Here is a 12533-nt window from a genome sequence, read left to right as displayed (position 1 = left end):
GCCCTAATGACTACGCCACAACTCGACTTCGACCGCAGGCTCGCCGAGCACGGGCTGCCGCCGCTCGCGCGCGCGGAGACGACGACGCTGCAGGTGAACGTGGGCCTGCGCTGCGACCTCGCTTGCCACCACTGCCACGTCGAGGCTGGCCCGAAACGCAGCGAGGCGCTCGGCGAAGAGCTCGCCGCGCGCGTGCTCGCCGTGCTCGCGGAGAATCCGCAGCTCGCGACGCTCGACCTCACCGGCGGCGCACCGGAGCTGAATCCGCACTTCCGCGCGCTCGTGCGCGGTGCGCGCGCGCTCGGCCGCCGCGTGATCGATCGCTGCAACCTCACCGTGCTGTTCGAGCCAGGTCAGGAGGACACCGCGGCGTTCCTCGCCGAGCAGCGCGTCGAAGTGGTCGCGTCGCTCCCCTGCTACACGCCCGGCAACGTCGACGCGCGGCGCGGCAAGAACGTCTACGCGCGCAGCCTCGATGCGCTGCGCAAGCTGAACGCGCTCGGCTACGCGCGCGGCGGCGGTCTCGTGCTCGCGCTCGTGTACAACCCGCTCGGTGCGTTTCTGCCCGGTCCGCAGCAGAAGCTCGAAGCCGACTACCGCCGCGAGCTCGCCGCGCTCGGCATCGCGTTCGATCGCTTGCTCACGATCACGAACATGCCCATCAAGCGCTTCGCCCGCGATCTCGCGCGCAGCGGCAAGCACGCGGAGTACATGGCGCTGCTCGTGAATCACTTCAACGCGGAGACGACCCCCGCGTTGATGTGCCGCACCACGCTCTCCGTGGCATGGGACGGCGCGCTCTACGACTGCGACTTCAACCAAGCCCTCGCGCTGCCGCTGCGCGGTCCGCGCACGCTGTTCGAGCTGGGCGACGTGCGCGAGTTGTCAGGGCTGCGCATCGCCACGGCTGCGCACTGCTTCGGCTGCACCGCCGGCGCCGGCTCGAGCTGCGGCGGCGCGCTCGCGTGACCCGCATGCGCAGCGAGCATCAGAGCCCGCGAACCCGAGAGGAGAGGCCCGTGACGAATGCGCCCATGCCGATGAGCGATGCGCCGCCGCGCGGCATCCCGTGGGCGAAGCTCGCGCTCGGCCTGCTCGCGGTCGCGGCGCTGATCGTGCTCGGCAAGTACGCGGGCGGCCGCATCGAGGAGTTCCGCGTGTGGATCGCGAGCCTCGGCGCGATCGGGCCGATCGTGTTCATCGCGGGCTACGCGCTCGGCGTCGTCGCGTTCCTGCCCGGCGCAGCGCTCACGCTCGCGGGCGGCGGCATCTTCGGCGTCGTGGAGGGCACCGCGATCGTGTTCACGGCGGCGGTGCTCGGGTCGACACTCTCGTTCCTGATCGCGCGCTACGTCGCGCGCGACTTCGTGGCGGCGCGCATCGCGGGCAACGCGCAGTTCGCCGCGATCGACCGCGCGATCGGTCAGCAGGGCCGCAAGATCGTGTTCTTGTTACGGCTCTCGCCCGTCTTCCCGTTTTCGCTCGGCAACTACGCGCTCGGCCTCACGCGCGTGAGCCTCGGCGACTACGTGCTCGGCGCGGCGGGCATGCTGCCCGGCACGTTCCTCTACGTGTACCTCGGCAGCCTCGCGGGCGACGTCGCAGCTGCGGCGGCGGGCGGCGGCGCGAGCGCCGGCAAGACCGCGCTCACCGCGGTCGGCCTGCTCGCCACCATCGTCGTCACCGTGCTCGTGACGCGCATCGCACGGCGCGCCCTCGCCGACGCGAGCGGTTCCGACCTCACTGCCGCGGCCAAGGAGTAGCCCCGTGTCCCTGCGCATCGCTCCCTTCGACCAGCACAACGAGCACCTCGTCGCGAACGTGCATCCGCCCACCTGGCAGAACCCGCGAACCGACGGCGTCTACGACCTGGTCGTGGTCGGCGCCGGAACGGCGGGGCTCGTGACCTCGCTGCTCGCATCCAGCCTCGGCGCGAAGACGGCGCTGATCGAGCGCCACCTGATGGGCGGCGACTGCCTGAACGTGGGCTGCGTGCCGTCGAAGGCGGTGATCCGCGCGGCGCATTACGTCCACGAAGCGCGCGAGGCGGCGAAGCTCGGGCTCGGCGGCGAGTCCTCAGGCTTGCCGGACTTCGCGAAGGCGATGGAGCGCATGCGCGAGATCCGCGCCCGCATCAGCCACGAGGACAGTGCGAAGCGGTACACGGAAGAGTTCGGCGTCGACGTGCACCTCGGCGACGCCGAGTTCACGAGCAGGAACACCATCGCGGTCGGCGAGCAGACGCTGCGCTTCCGGCGGGCCGTGATTGCGAGCGGCGCGCGCGCCGCGGCGCCGCCGATCCCGGGGCTCGCCGATGCGGGCTACCTCGACAACGAGACGGTCTTCAGGCTCACGGAGCGCCCGCGCCGGCTCGCCGTGATCGGCGCCGGGCCGATCGGCTGCGAGCTCGCGCAGTCGTTCCGGCGCCTCGGCAGCGAAGTCACGATCCTCGAGATGAGCCCGCAGATCCTGACGCGCGAGGACGCCGACGCCGCCGCGATCGTGCAAAACGCGCTCGCGCGCGACGGCGTCGACCTGTGGTTCGAGGTGAAGCTCGAACGCGTGGAGAAGCGCGGCGCCGAGAAGCTCGTGCACGTGACGGACAAGGCGGGCCGCGCGCGCGTGCTCGCCGTCGACGAGATCCTCGTGGGCGCGGGCCGCGCGCCGAACGTGACGGGCATGGGCCTCGAGGTCGCGGGCGTCGACTACGACGCGCGGCTCGGGGTGAAAGTCGACGACTTCCTGCGCACGTCGAACCCGCACATCTACGCCGCCGGCGACGTGTGCATGGCCTGGAAGTTCACCCACGCCGCCGACGCGGCCGCGAAGATCGTCGTGCAGAACGCGCTCTTCTCGTTCGGCCCGTTCGGCAAGCAGCGCCTCTCGCGGCTCGTGATGCCGTGGTGCACGTACACCGCGCCCGAGATCGCGCACGTCGGCATGTACGAGCGCGACGCGCAGGCGAAGGGCATCGCGATCGACACGTATCAGGTGCCGATCACGCGCGCGAACCGCGCCGTGACGGACGGCGCCGAGGAAGGCTTCGTGAAGGTGCACGTGCGCAAGGGCACGGACGAGATCGTGGGCGCCACGATCGTGGCCGCGCACGCGGGCGACCTCATCACGCAGTACACCCTCGCGATCACGCAAGGCATCGGCCTCGGCGCGTTCACGCGGGTGATCTACCCGTACCCGACGCAGGGCGAGGCACTGAAGGGCGTCGCGGGCCTCTACACGCGCACGCGGCTCACGCCGTTCGCGAAGCGCGCGCTCGGCGCGATCGTGAAGCTGAAGCGAGCGGTGTGATCTCGTCACCGCGGGGCGGCACGCGGCGCGATAGCCTGCGCTCGTGTCCACGCTGCTTCGCTCCGCGCTCGTCCTCGGCTGCTCGCTCGCGCTCGGCTGGATCGCCGTGCCGCCGCCGGCGAGCGCCGCCCCATCGCAAACGAGCTGCAGTGCGCTGACGACGGACTTCAAGGCGGCGACGAAGCGCAAGAAGATCCGCAAGCGCGCGCGCACGGGAAAGCCCACGGTCCTCACGAGCGTGTGGCAGCCCGCAGCGAGCGGCGTGCCCGAGCACTGCCTCGTGTCGGGATACGTGGACACGGGTGACAAACGCGTCGGTCTCAATCGCGTCAACTTTCGCGCGGAGCTTCCGACCGGCTGGAACGCGAAGCTGCACTTTTCCGGAAACTCCGGGTTCTCGGGCGCGCTGCCGCCGGTCGCGAGTCGCGAGCTGTCTCGCGGCTACGCGACTGCAGTGACCGACACGGGCCACCAGAGCGCCGGCACCGATGCGAGCTGGGCGCAGGGCCAGGCCGCAAAGCGCATCGACTTCCTCGATCGCGGCGTTCATGCCGCGACCGTCGGCGTGAAGCAGGTGCTGCTGCGTTACTACGGCAGCGCCGTGACCCGCGCCTACTTCGAAGGCTGCTCGACCGGCGGCCGCCAGGGGTTGTGGGAAGCGATGCAGTACCCCGGTGACTTCGATGGCGTGATCGCAGGCGCACCGGCGGACCTCGCGGCCGCAATGGCGAGCTTCGCGTGGAATCAGCGCCACATGTATCCCGACCCGACGCGGCTCAACGCTCCGGCTCTTCCGAGCGCCAAGCTCGCGGCGCTCGAGCAGCACGTGCTCGCGAGCTGCGATGCGCTCGACGGCATCGTCGACCGCATTCTCGACGACCCGCGCGAGTGCACCTTCGACCCGAGGCGTGACCTCCCCGTGTGCGCGCCGGGCAACGCCGCGGATCCCTCGTGCTTCACCACCGCGCAGATCGATGTGATCGCCGCCATCTACGCCGGCCCAGGTGGGCGGCACCGCGCGCTCGGCTACTCGAAGGGCGGCGAGAGCGACAGCAGCAACTGGCGCAACTGGATGGTGTCGAGCAGCGCTCCGGGCCAGTTCCCGTCGATGCAACACGTGATGATCGACAGCTTCTTCCGCGGCTTCGTGTCGCCGACGATGGACTTTCGCAGCTTCGATCCCGCAAACGGCGACTTCGGTCTACCCGAGCCGGCGGGCTTCTCCGCGAACCAAGACCTGCGCGCGTTCCAGCAGCGCGGCGGAAAGCTGATCCTGTGGCACGGCTGTGGGACGCCGCGATCCCCGCGCGCGCCACGGTCGACACGTTCGAGACGATCGGCCTGCGGCTCGGCCCCACGACGCGCGACGACTTCGTGCGCTTGTACATGGCGCCGGGCGGCTACCACTGCCGCAACGGCCGCGGCCCCTCGAACTTCGACGCCCTGAGCGCGCTCGAGGCGTGGAGTGAGCGGGGCACTCGGCCCGACGCAATCGTCGCATCGGGCGGCGGCATGACGCGTCCGCTGTGCCCCTACCCGCAGCGCGCGCGACTGATCGACCCGAACGGCAGCACGACGAACGCGAGCAACTTCCGCTGCCAATAGCGCGCCTCAGTTCACCTGCGGACGAGGGCGACGCCGCGCGCCCGCGAAGCCGCCCTGCCCTGAGCGCCGCTACTGCAGCTTCCTCGCGGCGAGGATCGCCTGCACGAGCGACTCGGGGACGTCGCTCGGCACCGGCTCGTCCTCCGCGCACGCGACGCGCCCGAGCTGGATCGTGGCCTGATAACTCTCGAGATAGTTAACGCACGTCTGGCAGCCGAACATGTGCGACTCGAAGGCGCTGCGGACGTCGCTCGCGAGCTCGCCGTCGAGGTACGCCATCAGGAATTCGGTGAACTCGCGGCAGGTCATGGGGCGCCTCCCAGCTCGCGCAAGAGATCGTCGAGCCGTTCGCGCAGCGCGAGACGCGCGCGGTGAAGGCGCGTCTTCAGCGCCGGGATCGTGATCCCGAGCGCGCGCGCGGCCTCCTCGGTCGAGAGATCCTCGATGTCCCGTAACAACACGACATCGCGGTAGAGATCGGGCATCTCGTCGATCGCGCGGCGCACCGCCTTGCGCACCTCGGCGCTCGCGGTCGCGGCCTCGCCGCCGAGCGCCCACGGCGACGGCTCGCGCTCGTGGTTTCCGTCCGCGAGGAACTTCGGCAGAAGCTCCTCGATCGACTCCTCGGGGCGGCGCCGCTTCGAGCGCAGCTTCATCAGCGCCGCGTTCACCGCGATCCGGTGCAGCCAGCTCGCGAGCCGCGAGTTGCCGTCGAAGTCGCCGATGTGGCGGAACGCCGAGAGGAACGTGTCCTGCACGATGTCCCGCGCGTCCTCGTCGTTCCGCATCATGCGCCGCGCGACGCCGAGCACGCGCGGCGCGTTCTCGCGCACGAAGCGCTCGTAGGCCGACGCGCTGCCCGCGCGCAGCTCCGCAACGAGCGCCGCGTCCTCGGGCGGCAGCGCGAACGGCGCGCGCTCGCCGCTCACGCGAGCAGCTCCAGCACCGCTTCGGGGGGACGCCCGATCACCGCGCGCTTGCCGCGCACGAGCACGGGCCGCTCGAGCAGTGCGGGCTCGCGCGCGAGCGCGTCCAGCAGCGCGTCGTCACCAGCACTTGCGATGAGCCCGAGCGCGGCGAAGGCCGGCTCCTTGGTGCGCACGAGCTCGCGCACCGGGCGCGCGAGCCGCTGCGCGAGATCCGCAAGCTCGCCGCGCGAGAGCGGCGCCTCGAGGTAGAGCCGCGTCTCGTAGCGTGCCCCGCGCGCATCCAGCAGCGCTGCCGCCTCGCGGCTCTTCGAGCAGCGCGGGTTGTGGAGCAGCAGCAGCGCGTCGTCATCGAAGGGAAGCATCTGCGCAACGTAGCCGGACGCGAGTCGCGGGCATGGAGGCGGGTTCGCGGGGTCGGACCCTGCGGAGTTGCCTTGCGCTCGCAGCTTCGCGCTCGACCTCGCGACGCTCGCCGCGCGCGGCGTGCTCCCCTAGCCTGCCGCGCTCGCGGGGGCGGACGCGTCGATTTTGCGTTGGCTGGGAATCGGTGGTGACGCGAAGCCGGAGACGGCGGCGCAGACCGCCTCGGTGCGCGAGATCTCCGCGCGCCTGGAGCGCCTCCCGCCACAGACCGCTCGCTACCTCGCCGCGTTCGCCTACGTGCTCGCGCGCGGCGCCGGCGCCGACCTGCGCATCGAGGACGCCGAGGCGACCGAGATGCGCCGCATCGTCTCGGAGCTCGCGAACCTCGCGCCCGACGAGGCCGATCTCGTGGTCGAGATCGCGCGCTCGCAGGTGCGCCTGCTCTGCGGCACCGAGAACTACGTCGTCACGCGCGAGTTCAAGAACCTCGCGACGCGCGTCCAGCGCGCGCAGCTACTCGAGTGCCTGTTCGCCGTCGCCGCCGCCGACGGCACCGTCGCGCCCGCCGAGAGCGCCGAGATCGTCGCGATCGCCGAAGAGCTCGGGTTCACGCGCGCCGAGGCGAACGCGGTGAAGGCGAAGTATCGGGAGCGGCTGAGCGAGTTTCAGAGCAGGCGGTAGCTGCCGACGTGGGAACTCGTGGCGACGTGGGCCGATCTCGAACGAGAGGCGGCGGCGACTGCCCTGCGGTTGTCGACGGAAGCTCGTGGGCGTTCGTCCCCGACCTCCCGCGATTTGGCGGGCGCGCTAGCGCTGCCGCTCCGCCCGCACCTTCTCCAGGAACGCCGCTACCGCGAGCACCGCATGCCTAGAGCGCGGCGAGTGGAACACGTCGAAGGCGTGCTGAGCACCCAACATCTCGAGGTAGGCGACCGGGGCGCGCGACTTCTCCTTCAGCGCGCGCACGAACTCACGGGCCTCCTCGACGAACACGAGCGTGTCGTGCGTCCCCTGTATCACGAGAAACGGCGGCGCGTCCTCGGTGATGCGCGTGATCGGGCTCATCGCGTTCCAGAGCTCGGGATCCTGCTCGGGGGACTTCTTGAACACGGTCTTCGCGAGCATCGGGATCATCGACTGCGAGCCGCGGAGGTTCTTGCGGTCGAGGAAGTCGAACACGCCGTAGAACGGAACCGCGGCGACCATGCGCGTGTCGACGTGCTCGAAGCCGGGCTGGAAGCGCGGATCGTTCGCGGAGAGCGCTGTTAGGGCGGTGAGGTGACCGCCCGCGGAGCCGCCCGTGACGCACACGAAGCTCGGGTCGCCGCCGTACTCGGCGATGTGCGCGCGGATCCAGGCGATCGCGCGCTTCACGTCGACGATGTGATCGGGGAACGTGGCCTGCGGCGAGAGGCGGTAGTTCACCGCGACCGAGATCCAGCCGTGCTCGGCGGCCATGTGCGTCATCAGCGGCTGCGCCTGCTCGCGCTTGTCGCCGATGATCCAACCGCCGCCGTGCACTTGCAGCAGCACCGGGCGCCGCTCGCCGGGCTTCGCTCCGCGCGGGCGGATCACGTCGAGCAAGTTGCGCTTGCCCTTGTCGCCGGGGAGCACGGGGCCGTACGCGATGTCCGTGAGCTTCTCCACGCCGGGTTGCGCGAACGAGAACGCGCGCGGGAAGCCGAACAGCGCGGGCACCTCGCCTTTCGCGCGCACGCCGATCTCGCCGAGCGCGCTCGCCGCCTCGGCGCCGCCGTTCGCGCCGCGCAGGTGCGCGCGCAGCAACAACACCACGCTCGCGAGCGTGAGCGCGAGCGCCGCCACCCCGCGCCCGCTCTCGAGCGCGCCGCCGGCGATGAAGCCCGCGCTCAGCAGCGCGTGCGCGGTGATCGCGTGCGGCGCGAGCTCGCCGACGAGCCACGCGAACAGGAAGTACGGCGCGACGAGCGGGCCGAGCCTGCGCGCCTGCACGTTGGTGGAGAGCGCAGCGCCGAAGCCGAGCGCCGCGAGTACGAGGTAAAGGGTGGCGCTCATCGGCGCGTCCTCCGCGGAGGCGGCGCCGGCCCGCGGCGCTGCGGGGTGAGTCTCGCGCTTACGAGCGCTTCAGCAGCAGCGTGCGTGGATCGAGCGCGACGCGAAGCGCCTCGGGATTCGGGTTCTCGTGGTCCTTGAGCGCGCGCAGGCCGACCGCTCCCGCTTCGGGCTCGAGCGCCAAGATCACCGCGAACTTGTCGCGCGCCGCGGTGAACTGCGCGGGCAGCGCCGGGATCTTCTCGCCGGGCGACTGCGCCGAAACCCAAATCTCCGCGGGAATCTCCTTCGCCAGCGCGCAGAGAGCCTCGAGATCGGCAGCGCTCGCGCTCGCGACGTTCCAGCCGTCGACGATCACGGCGCTCGGCTTCCCGCCGGCAGCCTCCGTGAGCTGCACCGCCTCGCGCACCTTCGCCGCACCGAAGCCAGCGGAGCTGACCGCGCGGATCGAGCGCAGCTGCTCGATCTCGCCTTGCACCACCGCACCGTCCACGAGCTGCGTCGTCGCGCGCAGGTCCGCGAACACGGTGTCGTAGTAGTCGCGCACGTGCGCGACGGTCTGATCGAGGGCGACGTGCAGCACGCGCCCGCCCCGTAACAAGTCGTCGAGCGCGACGCCGACGAGGAACGAGCTCTTTCCCACGCCGCGGCCCGCGAGCACGAGCCCGACGTTGCCCTGACCGAGTCCGCCGTGCAGGCCCTTCTCGAGCACTCGCAGCGGACTCCGCGCCGTCAAGAATTTCCGATACATCGTCTCATCTCCTGATGCGCGAGTTCGCTCGATTCTACGCCCGTGCGAGGTCGCGTCCGCGCGTAGCGATCGAGAATTATTCGTCGTCGTCGCCCTTGAGCCGGCCCGCGAACTTCTCGACCAGCTTTTCCTTCACTTCGTTCGGCGCCGGCGCGTACTTCGAGAACTCGAGCGTGAACTCGGCCTTGCCCTGCGTGTTGGAGCGCAGGTCCGTCGCGTAGCCGAACATCTCCGCCATCGGCACTTCGGCTTCGACTTGCGTGAAGCCTTCCAGCTCGGTGGTGCCGATGATCACGCCGCGGCGCTGCATGATCGTCTTGATGATCGCGCCCTGGAACTCGGTCGGACCCTCGACGCCGAGCTTCATCAGCGGCTCGAGCACGATCGGCTTCGCCTGCGGGTACACCGTGCGGAACGCCCCGCGCGCCGCCGCCTGGAACGCGTTGTCCGACGAGTCGACCGAGTGCGCAGCGCCGTCGTTCAGCACCACGCGCAGGCCGATCACCGGGAACCCGATCAGGCGGCCCTTGTGGATCATCGAGCGCATGCCCTTCTCGACCGACGGGATGAACTCGATCGGCACCGAGCCGCCGCGCACTTCGTCCACGAACTCGAAGTCGGCGCTGCCATCGGTGATCGGCTCGAAGTAGCCGCCGATCTTCGCGTACTGGCCCGAGCCGCCGGTCTGCTTCTTGTGCGTGTACATGTAGTCCGCGCGCTGCGAGATCGTCTCGCGGTACGCCACCTGCGGCGCGCCCGTGATCACCTCGACGCCGTACTCGCGCTTCATGCGCTCGACGTACACCTCGAGGTGCAGCTCGCCCATGCCGCTGATGACGGTCTCGCCCGACTCCTGGTCGACGCGGCTGCGGAAGGTCGGGTCCTCACGCACGAAGCGGCCGAGCGCCTTGCCGAGGTTGGCCTGCGCCTTGTTGTCCTTCGGCTTGATCGAGAGCGAGATCACCGGGTCCGGCACGTGCATCGCGCTCATCGCGACGTCGACGGTGCCATCGGTGAACGTGTCGCCGGAGGCGCAGTCGATGCCGAACAGCGCGACGATGTCGCCGCTCGAGGACTGCTCGATGTCCTCCATCTCGTTCGCGTGCATGCGCACCAGGCGGCCCACCTTGTGGCGCTTCTGGGTGCGCATGTTCGTGATGGTGAGGCCCTTCGAGAGCGTGCCCTGGTACACGCGCACGTACGTGAGCTGGCCGTAGCGGCCGTCCTCGAGCTTGAACGCGAGGGAGATCAGCGGCTTGTTCGGATCGGCCGAGATCACGACGGGCGCTTCGTTGTTGCTGAGGTCGACGCCCGTGTTCTCGACGTCGGTCGGGCACGGCAGATAGCGCGTGACCGCGTTGAGCAGAAGCTGCACGCCCTTGTTCTTGTAGGCCGAGCCGACCATCACCGGCGTGAGATCGAGCGAGATCGTGCCGCGGCGGATCGCGTCGTGGATCAGCTCCTCGGTGACCTTCTCCTCGAGGATCGCCTCGGTGAGCTCGTCCGAGAACATCGACACCGCGTCGAGCATCTCCTCGCGCGTAGCCTTCGCCTCGTCGAGCTGCCCGGCGGGAATCTCTTCCTCGATGATGTGCTCGCCGTTGTCGCCCTCGAAGCGGAAGGCCTTCATCTTCACGAGATCGATGATCCCGCGGAACTCGCTCTCGAGGCCGATCGGCAGCTGAATCAGCACCGCGTTGTGCTTCAGCTTCTCGCGCAGGCCCTCGACCACGCGGCGCGGGTTCGCGCCCGAGCGGTCGAGCTTGTTGATGAACGCGATGCGCGGGACCTTGTAGCGGCGCATCTGGCGGTCGACGGTCATGGACTGCGACTGGACGCCGGCCACGCCGCACAGCACGAGAATCGCGCCGTCGAGGACGCGCAGGCTGCGCTCGACCTCGATCGTGAAGTCCACGTGGCCGGGCGTGTCGATGATGTTGACGTGATGGTCGGCCCACTCGCAGTGCGTCGCGGCGGACTGGATCGTGATGCCGCGCTCGCGCTCCAGCTCCATGAAGTCCATGGTCGCGCCGACCTGGTCCTTGCCCTTCACCTCGTGGATTTTGTGAATGCGCTGCGTGTAGAAGAGGATGCGCTCCGTCAGCGTGGTCTTGCCGCTGTCGATGTGCGCGCTGATGCCGATGTTGCGGATCTTCGAGAGTTCCATGGCCATGGGCTGAACCAGTCGGCGACGGCTGCGGGAGCCGGGCCGAAGAAGTGGGCCCGCGGCGTGCGCCCCGACTGCCGACTCTCGGCGTGGTGCGCGGCCTGGCGGGCCCCGGTGCGATCGATTTGTGCTGTGAGCTGCGAAGGGGAGGAATCGGGCCGGAGTGTCGGCCGGTCACCGTCCTACCCTTACAGGCGGGGCCGGAAACGGGCGCGGAAAGTAGGCGCTTCGATTCGAGGGGCAAGGCTCGCAGCGCGAGTCCCTGGGGGCAAAGCCGCATCGCGACCGTCAGACGCCATCGGTGGCCCTGCCCGCATCCCTCGCGTCTGACACTGGCGATGCGGCTAGCCGAGGCTCGTCCCCGCCGCGATCCCCACCTCCGCTGCCGCCACCTTCGCGCCGGCGCCCAGCTTCAGCTTCGCCACGAGCAGCACGCCCCCGCTTGCGGCGATGCGCGCGCCCTTCGCGTCGATCGCGAGCACGGTGCCGGCGGGCGCGGAGGTGGTCTCGCCCGCCGCGAGCGTGCAGCCGTAGAGGCGCACGGTCTGGTCCCCGAGCCGAGCGTGCGCGCCCGGGTTCGGGTCGCAGCCGCGGATCAAGCAGTCGATCTGCGCGGTTGGGCGCGACCAGTCGATGCGTGCGACCGAGTCGTCGACGAGGCCCTGATGGCTCGCGCGCGACTCGTCCTGCGGCGCGTAGGTCGCGCTGCCGCTCGCGACGCGCGCCACCGCCTCCACCGTGGCGTCGACTCCGAGCGCATAGAGCGACTCGAAGTACAGGCTCGCCGCGGTGTGGTGCGGGAGGATCGGCACCGGGCCCTTCTGCACCACGATCGGCCCCGTGTCGACGCCGACGTCGGGCTTGAACACGGTGACGCCCGCCTCGCGCTCGCCCGAGATGATTTGCCACGCGAGCGCGTTGCCGCCGCGGAACTTCGGCAGCAGCGAGGGGTGAAAGCAGAGCGAGCCGAAGCGCGGCGCGTCGACGATCTCGGGCGGCAGGATCATCGTCACGAACGCGAGCACGTTCAGGTCCGCCTTCAGCGCCGCGTGCTCCGCGATGCGCGACGCGATCGGCTCGCCCGTCTTCTTGCGCATCGCCGCGTGGCGGAACAGCGCGAGCCCGCGCTTCGCCGCCTCCTCCGCGAGCGGATCCTCCTTCGCGCCCGCGCGCGCCGGCGGTGCATACACGCCCGCAATCTCGTGGCCGGCCTCGAGCAGGCGCACGAGCACGTCGCGCCCGAACGGCGCCTGCCCGAAGTAAGCGATTCGCAGCGGCATCGAGGTCTCCTTCACGCGCGAGGGCGCGCGAAGGCGCGAGTCTCGCGCGGCCCGCGCCGCGATGCGCGCGCTCCCGCACGAAGCCGGGAAAAAGTCGCAGC

General features: G+C 70.3%; 12 protein-coding genes. 5 read left to right on the top strand and 7 right to left on the bottom strand.

Translation table 11 applies throughout. The features are described from left to right. Positions 1–6: 6 nt before the first annotated feature. The 4 genes from arsS (at position 7) to FJ091_10540 (ending at position 4911) form a co-directional block, all read left to right on the top strand. A complete protein-coding gene (arsS, locus tag FJ091_10555; GenBank protein ID MBM4383796.1) occupies positions 7–969 on the top strand; it encodes an arsenosugar biosynthesis radical SAM protein ArsS in 963 nt (320 codons plus the stop codon). Positions 970–1040: 71 nt separating this feature from the next. Next, positions 1041–1763, top strand: coding sequence for a TVP38/TMEM64 family protein (locus FJ091_10550; GenBank protein MBM4383795.1), 723 nt, complete (start codon positions 1041–1043; stop codon positions 1761–1763). After that, positions 1744–3306: a mercuric reductase gene (locus tag FJ091_10545; protein MBM4383794.1), complete on the top strand. Its 1563-nt coding sequence runs from the start codon at positions 1744–1746 to the stop codon at positions 3304–3306. The genes FJ091_10550 and FJ091_10545 overlap by 20 nt, the downstream gene beginning before the upstream one ends. A gap of 1275 nt (positions 3307–4581) precedes the next feature. Next, a complete protein-coding gene (locus tag FJ091_10540) occupies positions 4582–4911 on the top strand; it encodes a tannase/feruloyl esterase family alpha/beta hydrolase (GenBank protein MBM4383793.1) in 330 nt (109 codons plus the stop codon). Between the two features lie 69 nt (positions 4912–4980). Here the strand turns inward: FJ091_10540 and FJ091_10535 are convergent, their stop codons facing one another. Genes FJ091_10535 through arsC form a run of 3 tightly spaced genes read right to left on the bottom strand, consistent with a single transcriptional unit; the run spans position 4981 to position 6202 of the window. Next, entirely contained in the window at positions 4981–5220 is a 240-nt protein-coding gene (locus tag FJ091_10535; GenBank protein MBM4383792.1) for a zf-HC2 domain-containing protein, read from the bottom strand. Further along, positions 5217–5840 carry a sigma-70 family RNA polymerase sigma factor gene (locus tag FJ091_10530; GenBank protein MBM4383791.1) on the bottom strand — a complete coding sequence of 208 codons (624 nt, stop codon included), beginning with the start codon at positions 5838–5840 and terminating at the stop codon, positions 5217–5219. Before FJ091_10530 ends, FJ091_10535 begins: the two co-directional genes overlap by 4 nt. Next, positions 5837–6202, bottom strand: a complete 366-nt coding sequence (gene arsC, locus FJ091_10525) for an arsenate reductase (glutaredoxin) (protein MBM4383790.1) — start codon at positions 6200–6202, stop codon at positions 5837–5839. Before arsC ends, FJ091_10530 begins: the two co-directional genes overlap by 4 nt. A 166-nt stretch (positions 6203–6368) precedes the next feature. On the opposite strand from arsC, the gene FJ091_10520 reads away from it, so the two are divergent. Next, on the top strand, positions 6369–6884 hold the full coding sequence (locus tag FJ091_10520; GenBank protein ID MBM4383789.1) for a TerB family tellurite resistance protein: 516 nt from the start codon (positions 6369–6371) through the stop codon (positions 6882–6884). Between the two features lie 126 nt (positions 6885–7010). Here the strand turns inward: FJ091_10520 and FJ091_10515 are convergent, their stop codons facing one another. The 4 genes from FJ091_10515 to FJ091_10500 form a co-directional block, all read right to left on the bottom strand. Beyond that, on the bottom strand, positions 7011–8237 hold the full coding sequence (locus tag FJ091_10515) for an alpha/beta hydrolase (GenBank protein MBM4383788.1): 1227 nt from the start codon (positions 8235–8237) through the stop codon (positions 7011–7013). 58 nt (positions 8238–8295) lie between these two features. Beyond that, complete coding sequence (locus FJ091_10510) at positions 8296–8985, bottom strand: hypothetical protein (protein MBM4383787.1); 690 nt, start codon at positions 8983–8985, stop codon at positions 8296–8298. A 76-nt stretch (positions 8986–9061) separates the two neighbouring features. Then, the gene (locus tag FJ091_10505; protein MBM4383786.1) at positions 9062–11158 is read right to left on the bottom strand and encodes an elongation factor G; all 2097 of its coding nucleotides are present in this window, start codon (positions 11156–11158) and stop codon (positions 9062–9064) included. Positions 11159–11496: 338 nt separating this feature from the next. Next, positions 11497–12432, bottom strand: coding sequence for a methionyl-tRNA formyltransferase (locus tag FJ091_10500; GenBank protein ID MBM4383785.1), 936 nt, complete (start codon positions 12430–12432; stop codon positions 11497–11499). Between the last annotated feature and the right edge of the window lie 101 nt (positions 12433–12533).

Source organism: Deltaproteobacteria bacterium (assembly GCA_016875395.1).
Classification (GTDB): Bacteria; Myxococcota_A; UBA9160; order UBA9160; family UBA6930; genus VGRF01.
This window is presented reverse-complemented; position numbering and strand designations above follow the sequence as displayed.